13 protein-coding genes and 1 pseudogene are annotated in these 14,122 nt (G+C 39.5%); 9 read left to right on the top strand and 5 right to left on the bottom strand.

Annotated features, from left to right (window positions below):
* Positions 1 to 46: 46 nt before the first annotated feature.
* A pseudogene (locus tag ACOZB4_RS33995) lies at positions 47 to 409 on the bottom strand (transposase); the annotation flags it as partial.
* Positions 410 to 911: 502 nt separating this feature from the next.
* Between ACOZB4_RS33995 and ACOZB4_RS33990 the strand changes: the two are divergent.
* Complete coding sequence (locus ACOZB4_RS33990) at positions 912 to 1,484, top strand: guanylate kinase (protein ID WP_002125274.1); 573 nt, start codon at positions 912 to 914, stop codon at positions 1,482 to 1,484.
* A gap of 72 nt (positions 1,485 to 1,556) precedes the next feature.
* Positions 1,557 to 2,177 carry a hypothetical protein gene (locus tag ACOZB4_RS33985; RefSeq protein WP_002125265.1) on the top strand — a complete coding sequence of 207 codons (621 nt, stop codon included), beginning with the start codon at positions 1,557 to 1,559 and terminating at the stop codon, positions 2,175 to 2,177.
* On the opposite strand, the gene ACOZB4_RS33980 is transcribed toward ACOZB4_RS33985, so the two are convergent.
* Together ACOZB4_RS33980 and ACOZB4_RS33975 are read right to left on the bottom strand one after the other, a co-directional pair.
* Positions 2,165 to 2,593 carry a hypothetical protein gene (locus ACOZB4_RS33980; protein WP_002125269.1) on the bottom strand — a complete coding sequence of 143 codons (429 nt, stop codon included), beginning with the start codon at positions 2,591 to 2,593 and terminating at the stop codon, positions 2,165 to 2,167. The genes ACOZB4_RS33985 and ACOZB4_RS33980 overlap by 13 nt on opposite strands.
* Positions 2,590 to 3,267 (bottom strand): AAA family ATPase, encoded by a 678-nt coding sequence (locus tag ACOZB4_RS33975; RefSeq protein WP_002125263.1) that lies wholly within the window; start codon positions 3,265 to 3,267, stop codon positions 2,590 to 2,592. The genes ACOZB4_RS33980 and ACOZB4_RS33975 overlap by 4 nt, the downstream gene beginning before the upstream one ends.
* Positions 3,268 to 3,469: 202 nt before the next feature.
* On the opposite strand from ACOZB4_RS33975, the gene ACOZB4_RS33970 reads away from it, so the two are divergent.
* On the top strand, positions 3,470 to 3,886 hold the full coding sequence (locus ACOZB4_RS33970) for a hypothetical protein (RefSeq protein ID WP_001180909.1): 417 nt from the start codon (positions 3,470 to 3,472) through the stop codon (positions 3,884 to 3,886).
* On the opposite strand, the gene ACOZB4_RS33965 is transcribed toward ACOZB4_RS33970, so the two are convergent.
* Positions 3,883 to 4,467, bottom strand: a complete 585-nt coding sequence (locus ACOZB4_RS33965; protein ID WP_000124734.1) for a tyrosine-type recombinase/integrase — start codon at positions 4,465 to 4,467, stop codon at positions 3,883 to 3,885. The genes ACOZB4_RS33970 and ACOZB4_RS33965 overlap by 4 nt on opposite strands.
* A 339-nt stretch (positions 4,468 to 4,806) precedes the next feature.
* Positions 4,807 to 5,226, bottom strand: coding sequence for a helix-turn-helix domain-containing protein (locus ACOZB4_RS33960; RefSeq protein ID WP_000833467.1), 420 nt, complete (start codon positions 5,224 to 5,226; stop codon positions 4,807 to 4,809).
* A gap of 857 nt (positions 5,227 to 6,083) precedes the next feature.
* Here ACOZB4_RS33960 and ACOZB4_RS33955 point away from each other — a divergent pair.
* The 6 genes from ACOZB4_RS33955 (at position 6,084) to dnaE (ending at position 14,041) form a co-directional block, all read left to right on the top strand.
* Positions 6,084 to 8,006, top strand: a complete 1,923-nt coding sequence (locus ACOZB4_RS33955; RefSeq protein WP_001005719.1) for a cobaltochelatase CobT-related protein — start codon at positions 6,084 to 6,086, stop codon at positions 8,004 to 8,006.
* Between the two features lie 144 nt (positions 8,007 to 8,150).
* Positions 8,151 to 9,395 carry an AAA family ATPase gene (locus tag ACOZB4_RS33950; RefSeq protein WP_109850683.1) on the top strand — a complete coding sequence of 415 codons (1,245 nt, stop codon included), beginning with the start codon at positions 8,151 to 8,153 and terminating at the stop codon, positions 9,393 to 9,395.
* A gap of 25 nt (positions 9,396 to 9,420) precedes the next feature.
* Positions 9,421 to 10,086, top strand: a complete 666-nt coding sequence (locus tag ACOZB4_RS33945) for a sigma-70 family RNA polymerase sigma factor (protein WP_000252085.1) — start codon at positions 9,421 to 9,423, stop codon at positions 10,084 to 10,086.
* Positions 10,087 to 10,136: 50 nt separating this feature from the next.
* On the top strand, positions 10,137 to 10,817 hold the full coding sequence (locus ACOZB4_RS33940) for a hypothetical protein (protein ID WP_000840050.1): 681 nt from the start codon (positions 10,137 to 10,139) through the stop codon (positions 10,815 to 10,817).
* A gap of 60 nt (positions 10,818 to 10,877) precedes the next feature.
* A complete protein-coding gene (locus tag ACOZB4_RS33935) occupies positions 10,878 to 11,282 on the top strand; it encodes a PHP domain-containing protein (protein WP_422759737.1) in 405 nt (134 codons plus the stop codon).
* Entirely contained in the window at positions 11,273 to 14,041 is a 2,769-nt protein-coding gene (dnaE, locus tag ACOZB4_RS33930; RefSeq protein WP_378171150.1) for a DNA polymerase III subunit alpha, read from the top strand. Before ACOZB4_RS33935 ends, dnaE begins: the two co-directional genes overlap by 10 nt.
* Positions 14,042 to 14,122 lie beyond the last annotated feature (81 nt).

Raw genomic sequence — 14,122 nt, 5'->3', positions numbered from 1 at the left:
CGGTATTAATGTTATGATTAGGATTGCCTTGTGCATCATCAATCTATTGTTTTTTTGTGGAGTTTGCTCCTAGACTTTTAGAAATAGATTGATTCGCTATGCCGGCAGAATGTTGATGAGCACGTACATGAGTGCCATCAATAAAAATCCACTCCATATCGGGGCATGAGGCTAGTAATTTGAATAATCTAAGAAACTTACCGCTGCTTGACCAACGATTAAAACGTTTGAAAATAGAGTTTGAATGACCAAAACAGCAAGGAATATCTCGCCACGGACAGCCTGTTCTAATTCTATAGAGAATAGCTTCAATAAAATTGCGTAAATTTGAGTTGTGGTGAATGGATAAATTACGCAGAATAACTTTCAACTTTTGCCAGTGTTGATCTGTCAGCATGGTACGAGGCATAGCGAATAGTAAAATTGGTTTTGGCGATTTGATTTTACTACTTCGCTATTTTTTTAAGCTAAAAGTGTCAACACACCCTATTGGATTTGCCATTATTCTTACAGTTATCGGGTATTTTTGCATTGGCGGAGCTAAAGCGAATGCAGCGGTGGTAGCGAGAGCAGCGTCTGTATCCTCAGCTCGTCCTTCGACATCTTTTGCGCGGTCTTACAGCAGCTCGTCCACACGCGCTCCGACCACTACAAGTTTTCGTTCTAGTCCAGTTAAGACTGTGACAAAACCTAGTACGATTCGTTCTGTGAAGCCTGTTACAACGCCTGCTAAACCGATGCCTGTTTCTTCTTCATCTACACAGAAGAAATCGCGTAAGATTGGTTTCCAATATGATTACTATGCATTTACAGATTGCATCCCTTATTCAAGCGGAAGTTTCCAAGGTTGGAAGTGTATTGATCGGGATTAATTGGGGCGGTTCTACCGCCTCTTCTTATGAGGTATGACGATGTTTGTATTGTTATCTGGAACAACGTGCAGCGGCAAAACAACCATTGCTGACGCGCTGACCGAGAAATATGGGTTTAATCGTATTGTTACCACAACATCACGGCCGAAACGGGAAGGTGAGGTTGATGGTTTGCACTACCACTTTATTACTCAAACAGAGTTTGATGCACTGAAAAAGGCTGATCAGTTCCTTGAGACAAATAAACATGGTAATTATGAATATGGCGTAACGATTGATAATTTCAAAACCTTGCCAGATGATCGAAATGCCATAATTATTGTCGACCCAAATGGATATAAGAAGATTAAGCGTTATCTGAAAGCAAATGAAATTAAATATCTTGGGGTTTTTGTCGACGCTGATATTAAAAGCCGTCTACAACGTTTAATTGTTCGAGCAGATCAGAAACTTGCGGAACGTTTAGAAGTCATGATTCAGGTCGAATCTCATTGGATAAACGAAATCAACCAGTACGATATGTTGATCCAGAATGATGAAACGATTGAAGATGCCTTAGAGCCGATTTTAGATCATGTGCGCCGTGCAGGACATTTAGATAAAATAGCCTAAGCATTTTGATGAACAATTAAAATTTCCTAAAATAGAATGCTCCGATAATTTCAATAATTTCGGAGTTTTTTTATGCTACTAAAATCTGTTCCTGGTGTTTTGCCTGCACTTAAAAATAGCGATTTGGCAACTACGAAATTATGGACCACTCACATTGAAAGAATTACAAATTATCAATTAAACGCCGTAATTGCTAAATTCAAGTTTAAAAATGAAGAAAGTCAAATTGATAAGGAAATTGAATACGCGGTTAGTCAGATCAACGACGCTATTTATAACCGCCAAATCAACTCGGTAAAAATTGCTCGATTTAAATTAAAAAAAGATCATTCCATTACGGTGAGCAACCTAATTGCTGGTTTATTGAAGCTGAAGGAAGTTGAAAGAAAGGCTGTGTTGTTCTCATTAGAATCAGGATTAAGCCTTGATGAAGTGACAAACTTGGAAGTTAGACAAGCCAATGTGGCAGCTAGAAACTCAAAACTAGCGAGAGAAATTATTAAAAATTGCCCTGTGAGTATCAAAACAAACTATTTATTTTGGGAATCAAATGAGGAAAAGGAGCATGAAAAGCTCAAAAATTTAGAGCAAGCTGTGTTTGAAGCCTTTGGTTTTGACTTCAAACTGCTTGCCCTAAAATACGAGAATATTATTTATGACGAATGGTTTGAATTTCTTGGTCAGACGTCATAATTGTCGCCGAGTTTTTTGATTCGACGAGCCGTATATTCTTCTAAAGCTTCATTGAGCATGGTTGTAAAAGTGGTCTTGTTAGAACCCATGCCAATGGAGCTGATAGATTTAAGCCAGTTCAAACGAAGGTACATTTCTTGGCTAATATTGTTGTTAAAAGGACGTTGAATTAATTTCAAGTCTTCAGGAGCAATATTAATGCCCTGACGCCAAGGCGCTTCACGGTCCTTTTTCTCTTTAGGTTTGCTTAATCCTGATAGTTCATCAAGCTTATCAAGGTCTACAGGTTTTTCATTAGCTTCTGGCGTTGCTGTGGCAGTTTGTACTGGAGCACTCTTTGTAAAATCGGATGCATTTGAATTTTCAGCTTGTACTTTTGCAGCTTTGCCTAATGATAATCCACCACGTCCACTCATTTGAACAACTCCTCAGCCAATGCATTTACTTCTTCTGCTGCCTTAGAGGCACCAATATTTAACTCAATAACACCCAGACCCATGCCATAAGCTCTTGAATATGCAATACGGTCGTAATTTACGGAATCGAGAACTTTTGCAAAATCTTCAACTTCTTTAAACGCATTACGCGCATCGTCTAAAGCTGTGATACGTGCATTTGTCGGGACTTGAGTGATATAGATGTAGACATGAAGTGGATCGAGGTCCCTTTCATTTACACGGATATTATTTGCTTCTTCAATTAATTCCAAAATTTCCCCAGTTGATTCTACGTCAGCTTGGTTAGGGCGAGTTGGAATAAGAATGGCATCGGAACAAAGCAGCGCTTCACGGAAGCCAGAAGAGTCATAACCACCGCAATCGAGAATTACGTTAGGTGTTTCACTTTCAATTTTTGGAATGACTTTGTCAATTTCTGGTTGACCAAACAAATGATAAGTTTTGATTGAGCCGGTCTTTTCTATGAAAGTTTGGGCTTGACGATAAATACCCCATTTAACCGAATTTTTATTGGCGTCAAGGTCGACAAGAGCTACGTCTTGTTTTTCATTATTGGCAATCCATGCAGCCAAATTGGTAGCCGTAGTTGTTTTGCCGACGCCACCTTTTGAATTGGCGATCAATAATTTCATTAAATCCTCAACATAAACGTTGGCGAAAATCGTAGTGTAATAGTAAATGCGCTAGATAACAATGTATAAACTTGTATTCATTGCTATGTAGAAATCTATATAGAAATCTATATAGATTATTAATTTAAAAATTAGATTGTATTTAACTAAAACAAAATGTTTAATAGTTCTAATTGCTTACATATAAATTCATAGGCTTAAAATGCAGAATCAAATCAGACAATTAGAAGATGGAACTTTTGAAATAGGTACTTGGATTCAGAATGCAAATGGTGAAGTTGTGTTCTTTGATGCAACGAGTGCCAAAACATTAGAAGAAGCAAACAAGATTGCTGATGAGTTGGATGATCAGGAATTTAAATTAGCAAAGAGTGAAATTGATATGCTTGGCGGCATTCAAGGTGCCAATAAGGTTCTGGAGCTCATGAATGAAAACGAAGCCGTTGCCGTTGAATTTGATAAAAACCACTTTGATATTAATGAATTAAAATTCTATAACCAAAAAGATTTTGAGCAGCGAATGGATGACTACCTAGATAATGGTGAGACTGCAACCTATCTATATGCAGACTTTGAAATCCAAAGCCTGCTGCACAAAACTAGATTTTTGAAATTTTAATTTAACTTTTCAGCAACTTGGCGGAGCAATTCCGGATCCGATGCAAAATATTTTTGCGTGGTCAGGATTGAGCTATGCCCCATCAATTGTTGAATTGAATAAATATCACCGCCCTTTCTTATTAGCCTTGTGGCAAAGGAACGTCGACCGGAATGGCTGGTTGCTTGAATACCAGCCTTCTTATAACAGTTATTAATCATGGTCACCATGCTATTTGGTGAGAATGGACCGCCCTTCTGCGATAAAAATAAAGGTGCGTCGGGATCCTTTGGTCTTTCTTTTGTTATGTATTCTTCTACCAGTGATCTAGCGATTGGATTGACTAGGAATACCTCACGGTAGCGGTTGCCTTTAGTAATATTACCGAGCAATCGAATAATATCCTTCAGCTTGCCCTTCTTCACGTCGTAAACATCGCCGACCTTTAACATTGATAATTCTTTAGCGCGAAGCCCAAGGAAGTGTGAGAAATACAAAACACATTTGTTCCGTAATGCATTTACGCCCGTTTGAGTGGCTAAAGTAATCTCAAGATCATCTTCTGACACATATGGGGCTTTTCCAGTTGTTGTTCTTGCCATAAATCGACCAAATAATTTTTTATTACATTTTTCCAAAAACGGAAAGGATATAAAAACAGTCTACCACATGTCGAAAAATAAAAAATGTAATAAAAGATACATTTTATTATATTTTTTGGGGGTGCAAAAAGGCAGGGCGTCATATCCTGTCGTATACGTACTTTTCTATTAAGAGTGGTATTTCAAAGTTTGATTTAAATTGGTAATCTATAACAATCTTGATTTTGTAACGTTTTCAAGTTTAGGAGGAGCTATGAAAGAAAAATTTAAAAACAGTAATTTAAAGGGTATGAATAGCAAAAAGCCCGAACTTGATCGGGCAGTAAGAATAAAAACAGATTAGTTGACTTTAAGTGTTTCTAGGAAAGCATCAAAAGCTTCTTTCTGTCTAGGGTTAGTGAAAAACTCAAAATTATGGCCATCATTTGCTTCGCGAATTTGTTTAATTAAATTCGATTCTGCATCAGTAATAAGAGGTTGCTCAATCATGGCTTCCATTTCTTCAAGCAGATGAGGCATGTATTCCTCTAGGCAGCGCATGAAGAGGTCTTTAGCATCGATTTTTAAAGCTTCAGCCATAGCGCGCACACGTTCAAGAGGCAATTTGCTTTTACCACGAACAATGAAGCTAACCATGTTTTGATTGATACCCATAATCTCTGCCAATTGCGACTGATTCAGATCCGATGCATTTAGTTGAGCGTCGAGATATTGGGCGACAGTTAGTTTGCGTTTGGTGTTAGTAGCTGCTGATTTCATAGTAACGTTTTCCTTAGAATATTCTTAATAGATATAAAGTCATAATGTCGGAATGTATCCTCGATACAACATTATAGACTTAAAATATTTGCGGTTTAGGTAAAGTATATCAGTAAGTGCTGATTTACCCAAGTTCAAGAAAAGTACAGATTTGTATAGGATTGGATAACATGACATCGGTCACAATTAACGGAAAAATTTAGTAAGTAAGCATTGATTAATATTTTCTTATTTTTGGGTTAAACTAATGGTCAGACTATAGGTGAGTAGATGCTCATTTTAAGTACAGGCAATTTGTTAGCTGATGCAGACAATCATACTATAATGACAACGTATCGACTGATACCAAGAGGAAGTATAAGCCTCATTCAAGCCAATTATTTGTCAAAAAAGTATGATAGTTAGAGTATAGGAGTAAAAAATGTCGAAAAGTGTTGAAGTTATTACGCCTGAAACCGTAGCAGATTTCTTGGCAGAGCAGGGTTCTGAACTGATCTTTGAGGGAAATCAAATTAATGTAATTAAAGGAAAAAAATGAGGAATGCGGTGATTTCCTTGTGATTAACAATGCACTTGGCGAAAATTTGTTTATTAAACTTAGCTATATAGTCTTATGAGTCTACCTAAATAATTAAAAATCCCTCACTTGACCCTTCTCTGTGGTTAGTGTCCAAGGTTTGATGCTGGCCACGGTCAAAATAAACCCTCTATTAAAACTCAAAATCTCCCCAATTTCACTCTTTATTTTTCAATAAATATTTTTATAATGCTTTTTAATATTAGTAAGCACTTGTTAATATACTGTCAGGTCTGTATATAGACATCCAATAATGACTTTTTCAGATTGAGATTTTTAAATGAATGAGCGCATACATATTTTAAGACAAGCAATTGTTGTCGTTACCCAAGCACTGACTAACTCTGATATTGCAGTAACACAAGAAGGCATTGAGGCAGGTGTGCATAAGGATCCAAAGACAGGCAAACCTGTGCGAATTAACCTTCCATATCTTCCGGACAATTCACCAGATTCGCTGATTGATGCGGTTCAAGGTTTTCTTGATCAAGAGGTAGCGAAGTATCTTTTTACCGATTTTTCTCTCAAGCTAAAAGGATCTGAAGAGGTAAAGACTTTAACTTCATTGTTAGAAGAAGCGCGTGTAGAACGTTGCATGGCTGAAAAATATCGCGGTTCAAATATCAATATGAAAAATGCGAGCCAATTTTTCATTGATGAATTGATTGACGATAAATACCAAAAACTTGTAAAGGAAAAAGCTTCTGATGAAGAAATTACGCAACATTTAATGTTGCCAATGTTACGTGCGTTAAGTGGTCAGGAAGTCTTTGAACATTACTTAAAAGACAAAATGAAGCATATTAAACCTGTGTGGGACATGCTTACTCCTTTTAAGCCAGAGATTGAAAAATTAAAGTCCACAAAAGACACAATGGATTTGGCTCAGCGTATCTATAAGGTACTGAAAGATGAGCCTGAATTGCCAGAACTCCCTGACAGCGAGCATGATGAAGATAGCGACAGCTTACCAGTGCCAAAATCGCCAGGTAAAAGCGCTGGTGTAGGCAATAGCAAAGATGAGAATGAAGAAGATGATGATGAAGGTGGTTCTCTAGGTGGAGCTGTTGGTGCCGATGAGGGCGAAGATGAAGAAGGCGAAGGCGGTAGTGGTGGAAAAGCTAAACAACGGCCTAATGCAGTTAAGCATTCACTAGAAAGTGACGATAAGAAGAGTGCCCCTCCTCGTAGTGAATTTGTGGCTGCAATTCTGGACTCGTTAAAAGACACCAAAAACAACTACAGTGAGCAACTAAGCAAGAAGATTGCACAACGCACAGCAGCGGACGTTAAAAAATCTAAATACGCAGTATTTACCAATGAAGGTGATGTCATTGAACCGCTTGAAGTTCCTAAACTTCATTACGATGACAAGATGTTTAAACGTCTTGAAGACAAGGTAGCTTCAATGGTTGGTCCTATGCAGAAAGATATGGAGCGGGCAATTCAGGCACGAAGTAAATCTGTATGGGAAAATGGATTAAAACAAGGAAAATTAAACAGTTCATCTTTAGCACGACTGGCTTCAACTGGTGATTGTCGAATTTTTCGTAAGCGCGTTGAATCAAAAACCAAAGACGTTGCTGTGAGCTTGGTCGTCGATATGTCAGGTTCAATGTGCGGTTCTAAAATCCATACTGCCGCTGCTGCGAGTTACGCACTATCAAATGTTCTGGATCGTCTCAAGATTCCTCATGAAGTGATCTGCTTTACTACTCATACAGACTCAGCCACTTACCACAAGCGTTTAAAGCAAATTCGTGAAGCAGAAAAAAAATATGGCGTTAGTTATTCACGCTATGAAAACCTTTATATGCCTGTCATTAAAGGCTACAACGAGCGCATTAATACTGAAACAAAACGTCGATTTGGATGGCTTCCTCACTCAGGTTTAATGGCGAGTAACATTGATGGTGAATGTGTAGAAATTGCTGCACGTCGTCTAATGGGGCGTAAGGAAGCAGGTAAAATCATGATGGTGCTTTCTGATGGCTCACCTGCGGGTGGAGGTAACAGTCGAGATCTGGAATATCACTTAAAAGAAGTGGTGAAGAAAATCGAGAAGAGCAAGGTAGACGTCATTGGTATTGGAATTGAAGATGATTCTGTTCGTAGATTCTATGACAAACATGTGGTGATTCATGACGTTGAGCAATTACCTAGCCTAGTAATCTCGCGTTTACGCAGTATGTTGTTAGCGTAGAATTTGGGTGGAGATTGCATCATTTGGGTATTATAAAATATTAGTAAGCACTTAATTTATTTTTATGATGCAATCTTATAAACTTTCAATATCAGTTAGTGATACTTTTTCATAAATGATCGAATCCGTTTTTGGAGCTTATAAATGTCTAACGATCCTATTATCTGTGAAATCTGTGGTGGAAAAACTCACGTAATTGCTAAGCATTTAAAAGAAAAACATCCTGAAACTACGTATGAAGAGTACAAGAAACAGTATCCAGATAGCCCTTTATTGTCGCCTTTAGCGCAGAAAAAGATGCAAGAACAGGCTGAACTGAAAAGAGCTAAAGAAGCAGAGTTGGCAAAGGCGCAACAAGAAAAAGCAACAGATACTTCAACATCTAAGGAAGAAACAACAGTGTCTACTAATAACCACAATGTAAAGTTAGCGCTTACTAATAACGAGGCAAAACCAAACGATATTGTGGTGTCTAAACCATTTCATGAAATCTTTGATCTGAAAGGTAAAAGCGCGCTTAGTGGTTCAGGTAAACCGATTCCAATCTCATGCATTGAGAACTCTGCCTTCCCGGAAATGATTCCAGAAATTAATGATACGTATGTATGGAACGTGAACGAGCTGAAGGATGTCATGATTGCATTGGAGCTAAACATCAACCCTTACGTGTGGGGACACAAAGGTGCTGGTAAATCAGAAATGTTTGACCAGATCGCAGCTCGAACTGGCCGTCCTCTTGTTCGTATTCAGCACACTTCAAATACAGAAGAATCTCACATTGTAGGTATGTGGACGGTTAAAAATGGTGAAACCATCTTTGAGCTTGGGCCATTAGCTTTAGCGATGAAGCATGGCTGGATGTATTTGGCTGACGAATATGATTTCGCGCAACCAAACGTTTTATCTGTATATCAAGCTGTACTAGAAGGTAAACCTTTATATATCAAAGAAGCAGATGCAGCTAACCGTGTCATCAAACCACATCCAAACTTCCGTTTTGCTGCAACAGGTAACACGAACGGTTCAGGTGATGAAACTGGTCTTTATCAGGGTACTAACTTACAGAACTCAGCGAACTACGACCGTTTTGGCTCAGTGATCTATAAGAGCTACATGAAGAAAGAAGATGAGTCCTTGATTATCCAGAAACGTGTAGGTTTATGCGCAGAGGATGCTGACAAGTTAGTGGATTATGCAAACTTGGTACGCGAGCAATATGCAAACTCTAAGATCAGCGACACCATCTCACCACGTTCATTAATCAACGCAGCAATGATTGGCTTGCGTCGTAACGATTACAAGCACGGTCTCAAATTGCCGTTTACTAACAAGCTCACTCAAGTCGATCAGCAAGTTGCGGAAGACTTGGCTCAACGAGTGTTCGGTTAATTCGGACACTTTTTGGGGGTGGGCTATGGTAAGAAATCAAGATCAGCTTTTCAGAGATCATGACAAGCTTCTTCGTCATTTGGCACACCGGAATATTAGCCGACTTACCTCAGTCGGCTATTGCATTGACGTTGAAGAGCTGTATGCCATTTTCTGTGAAGTTTTCGTGGTATCGATTCAGACTTGGGATGAAAGCAAAGGCAAATTAACGACTTATTTAACTACTGCTTGCCTCAACATGGTATCGAGATTACTGAAAAAATACCATTTGGGCGATAACAGAACGGAATACGAGTCCGACATTTTGCATCGTATGGGTGATGGTGAAGATGACTGTGATTATGACGTTTTTGTTGATCACCAGAGCCAAAATATTTTAGGCCCATATGAGTTGATGCAGACTCTTACAGAAGAAATGCAGCAGCTTTCACCGTTCGCAAAAATTTTACTCAAATTCACCTTAAATCCGCCTGATTTCATTGAAAGAGAGTTGTTGGCACAAGAAGCCAAATATCAGCTTTCCCTCAATACGCCTGAGAAAAATGAATCGCGGGGACCAAGACGTCGCAAATTGAATCTAAGTTTTGTGGCTAATTGCATCATGAAAACAGCCGAAACAAACAAAGAAAAACGATTCATTCGTGACGCTGTGAAAGAAGTTGAAGAAGCCGTTACGCGAGTTGCTGTCTAAATCATTTCAACACTTTAAAAGCGTATATAGCGCAAAAGAGAGCGTTTTAAATGAAATCAAACGAAAACGAAAGAATAGATTTTATTGAAGCAAAGGCTTTTGGTTGTTTTGGTTCAATCTCATGTTTTTCGCGTGATAGCGAATATTGCCAACGATGCCCGGCATTTGAGGCTTGTGAGCAGAAATCATATGAAACGCTTAACGCGATCAAGCAGGTTGTTAATGTAAACGATTTACTCAAACAGCATGAAAAAGCTCGGATGGCGCAAGAAGCTAAACGCAGAGCCTTACGTGAAGAAATGAATGCAGCCAAAAGTCTTTCTTCGGGTGGGATCCAACCAAAGAAACCGACTCTCGTTGAACGAGCAACCAAGGTAGAGAAAGTCTTTTTTGAGCCTACACCGGAACAGCAGGAATTAATCGTGAAGCTGCCTGTAAAAGCTCAATCGTTTGCATTGACCTTAGTTAAGAGCGGTTTAGTGACCGAGATTAAGGATGGATTGGCCAAAAACGAAAATGCCATGAAAGGAAAAACTCCAGTTTGGCTCAGTCTTGCCGTCGAAAAGCTTCTTTTGGGTGGATATACGCGCAGTGAACTAAAAAAAGCGTTTATGGAAGAACTCAACTGGAAAGAAAACACTGCACAAAGCCATGTGTCGTTAGCTTTTGTTCTTTTGACCTGTTTTGGGATTGCGAAAGAAGAGTCTTCCAAATTGTTAATTTCCAAATGATTTTTAATTTAATAGCTGTAAGAGATTAGTTGTATAGGATTCTCTATGTTAAACCACGCAATGTCAGTGCAATCTGACTTTTCGATAGGAAAATCATTATTAACGGTAGACAAAATTGTCGAAGCTGCAAAAGGCTTAGGCTATTCATCGGTCGCAATCGTTGATGACATGTCCTTACATGCATTGGTAGATTTTTCGAACAAAGCCACCAAAGCCAATATCAAACCGGTGTTTGGTTGTCGTTTGCGTGTATATGACGATTCTAAATATCGTAAGCCCCCTGCCTCATCTGGTATTGCTGAAAAACGCAACTTGATGTTCTGCCCAAAAGTCTACATAAAAAGCGAAAAAGGCATTAAAGGCTTATTCAAACTTCTTACAGACGCAAACTCTAAAGAGCAATATTACTATACCACAGCCGTACTGATCTGGATGCTCTATGCAAATTGGAAGATGTGGTCGTAACAACTGGTGATATGTACGGTCTGTTTAGTCACCCTGATCACGAAAGAATTTTAAATGTATTAAAAGCGAGATTTGGTGATGATTTATATATTGAATTTAGTCCGATCAATACGCCATTGTTCGACCGCTTAAACTACTTAGGCTATTTGGCGTATGAACGCGAAAAAATTAAAACCGTCGTCACTTATCCTTTTAACTATCTTGAGAATGAAGATGCGGACACTTTGGATGTATTGAGCGCTATCGCAACCAATACCCAACTTGATTTGCACTATCGTCCTATTCAATACGTAAAAGATTTTGGTTTTAAAGAGCCAAAATTCATTTTAGACCATACAAAAGCTGCTATTCAGCGTATGGCTAAATATGAGCGCGTCAATTCAGCGGAAGCTTGGAAAGAAGGTCTAAAGAATATTTCTGAGCTGGTGGACAAATGCCAATATATTTTTGAGAAGCAGCCAGTTTCCCTACCTAAGCTAAGCACTGACGAATTTAAAACACTATGCGCGAAATGCTTGGAAGGCTGGAAGAAACGCTTTTCTAAAGAGATTCTTGGATATAAGCCAACGAAAGCTGAATTAGATACAGTATATAAATCTCGCTTAGGCTATGAGCTTTCAATATTAAAAAAGATGGGCTTTGAGTCCTACTTCCTGCTCGTTGAAGACTTGGTGATGTGGTCTAAAAACAACGGCGTGATTGTAGGCCCTGGGCGAGGTTCTGTTGGAGGTTCATTAGTCGCTTATCTGCTTGGGATCACGGACGTTGATCCTATACGTTTTGGATTGATCTTCGAACGTTTCATCAATCCTGAACGTCTTGACTTGCCTGATGCCGATCTGGACTTCGCTTCAAGCGGTCGCTACAAGGTGATTGATTACCTTGTTGAAAAATATGGTGAAGATTATGTCGCTGGTATCTCGAACTATTCAACACTAGCTTCAGCCTCAGCCCTACGTGATACAGGTCGTATCAGCGGTTTGAACAACATGCAATTAAGTGCGACCAAGCTTGTGCTTAAAGAACATGGAACGTCACTTGACCTGAATACTTCTGCGGACGCTGTGCCTGAGCTAGACAAGTTCCGCAATGAACATCCTGTTATCTGGAAGCATGCAACTAAGCTTGCAGGCACAATGAAATCGTTTGGCCAACATGCGGCAGGTATTGTTGTTGCAGGCGAACCTATCGTTAATCGAGCCGTGCTCGAGACTAGAGGAAAGTCACCAGTCGTCAATTGGGACAAGCGTGTAGTTGAGGATTGGGGATTGATCAAGATGGACTTGCTCGGTCTTGCCACCTTAGATGTATTAAACATTGCTTGCGAATATATCAAGGACCGTCATGGCAAAGAGATTGATTTGCTGTCTATTCCCCTAGACGACCCAAAAACATTTGATGCATTTGCCAAGGGCGAAACGACAGGTGTTTTCCAGTTTGAAAGTAAGGGGATGAAAAACCTTTTAAGGGAAATCGCCAAAAGTGGTTCGATGACCTTTGAGGATATTTCCGCAGCAACCGCTCTTTATCGCCCTGGTCCGATGGATTCAGGACTGCTTGATGACTATGTGGCCGTTAGACAAGGATTGAAAAACGTTGAGTATGATCATCCAAACATGATCGATGCTTTGAAAGACACTTTAGGGGTCATTATCTATCAAGAACAGGTAATGAAAGTGTCGGTCGACTTTGCTGGCTTTACCAATGCAGAAGCAGACAGTTTGCGTAAAGCAATGGGTAAGAAAGACAAAGACAAAATGGCCGAAATGCGTCAAAAGTTCGTAGACGGCGCAGTAGCCAAATCAGGTGTAGAGCCAGATTTCGCAGGTGAAATCTTTGACAAGATCGAAGCGTTTGCCGGATATGGCTTTAACAAGTCTCACTCGGTCGAGTATTCAATCATTTCGGTTTGGTGCGCATATATTCGCGTTCATTACCCTGCTGAATACTTTGCCGCAAGTCTCAGCGTGGTTGATACAGAAGATAAGCTCACTGGACTTGTGAAAGATGCGCGTGAATGCGGCATTGAGATTCTTCCTCCTGATATTAATTATTCAGCCGATCGTTATAAGATTAAATCCAATACTGAAATCTTGGCGCCTTTCAATGCAGTTAAAGGTATTTCAGAAACGATTGCCAAAGCGATTGTGAAATTGAGAGAGAAGAATCGGGCTTGGAAAGTCGTTCGCTACAAGAAGTCGAGAAAGACAGGTGAAACCACACCGATCTATGGTCCTGATGGTTCAGTTCCACCAAAAAAACGTTTTGATAGCTTTGACGAGTTCGAGAAAGCAGCATCTCAACCAAACTCGAAAGTGAATAAAACAATCGTTGAAAATCTCAGAGCAATTGGGGCGTTTGCAAGCATTGAACCTAGTGAGCCTTCAGCGAAAGACCTCTCACGACGAAAGGATCAAATGAGGCTATTACCAGGATTAATTATTGATTCTGTAAAAGCAGATAGATACACAGATACCTCAGAGCCATTCCTGCGAGCTTCGTTGGTCGAGCATATGCGCGATTGCAAGCAATGTAACGGTTGCGACCTTGCTGGACAGGTTCATCCAGATATTCGTTTGGGTAAAAAGATGCGATTTATGGTCGTGGCTGACTGCCCAACTTGGGAAGAGGAAAAGAAAGGAAAACTTCTTGAAGGCGAGACGGCCCAATATGTGAAAGCTGCAATTAAAGATAATGAATTAGCAGTAGCGGACGGTTATTACACAACGCTCGTCAAAGCAAAAAAGGGACTGTTCTAAATTTTGTGTAAGTACTTAATTTTCATTTATCCTTCAGAGGATAATTACAAAAGGTACTTCACATGGATGAAGCAACAATCA

Origin of the sequence: Paenibacillus sp. NPDC058898 (genome assembly GCF_049316025.1) — a bacterium.
GTDB lineage: Bacteria > Bacillota > Bacilli > Paenibacillales > Paenibacillaceae > Paenibacillus_AQ.
Note: the sequence above shows the minus strand (reverse complement) of the source record. Positions and strands in the feature narration are given on the sequence as shown.

What these genes read in the sequence shown, in the direction of transcription:
- ACOZB4_RS33985 (WP_002125265.1), top strand. Translation starts at nt 1,557, where the DNA reads ATGCTACTAAAATCTGTTCCTGGTGTTTTGCCTGCACTTAAAAATAGC.
- ACOZB4_RS33965 (WP_000124734.1), bottom strand. Translation starts at nt 4,467, where the DNA reads ATGGCAAGAACAACAACTGGAAAAGCCCCATATGTGTCAGAAGATGAT.
- ACOZB4_RS33945 (WP_000252085.1), top strand. Translation starts at nt 9,421, where the DNA reads ATGGTAAGAAATCAAGATCAGCTTTTCAGAGATCATGACAAGCTTCTT.
- ACOZB4_RS33955 (WP_001005719.1), top strand. Translation starts at nt 6,084, where the DNA reads ATGAATGAGCGCATACATATTTTAAGACAAGCAATTGTTGTCGTTACC.
- ACOZB4_RS33980 (WP_002125269.1), bottom strand. Translation starts at nt 2,593, where the DNA reads ATGAGTGGACGTGGTGGATTATCATTAGGCAAAGCTGCAAAAGTACAA.
- ACOZB4_RS33970 (WP_001180909.1), top strand. Translation starts at nt 3,470, where the DNA reads ATGCAGAATCAAATCAGACAATTAGAAGATGGAACTTTTGAAATAGGT.
- ACOZB4_RS33960 (WP_000833467.1), bottom strand. Translation starts at nt 5,226, where the DNA reads ATGAAATCAGCAGCTACTAACACCAAACGCAAACTAACTGTCGCCCAA.
- ACOZB4_RS33940 (WP_000840050.1), top strand. Translation starts at nt 10,137, where the DNA reads ATGAAATCAAACGAAAACGAAAGAATAGATTTTATTGAAGCAAAGGCT.
- ACOZB4_RS33950 (WP_109850683.1), top strand. Translation starts at nt 8,151, where the DNA reads ATGTCTAACGATCCTATTATCTGTGAAATCTGTGGTGGAAAAACTCAC.
- ACOZB4_RS33935 (WP_422759737.1), top strand. Translation starts at nt 10,878, where the DNA reads ATGTCAGTGCAATCTGACTTTTCGATAGGAAAATCATTATTAACGGTA.
- ACOZB4_RS33975 (WP_002125263.1), bottom strand. Translation starts at nt 3,267, where the DNA reads ATGAAATTATTGATCGCCAATTCAAAAGGTGGCGTCGGCAAAACAACT.
- ACOZB4_RS33990 (WP_002125274.1), top strand. Translation starts at nt 912, where the DNA reads ATGTTTGTATTGTTATCTGGAACAACGTGCAGCGGCAAAACAACCATT.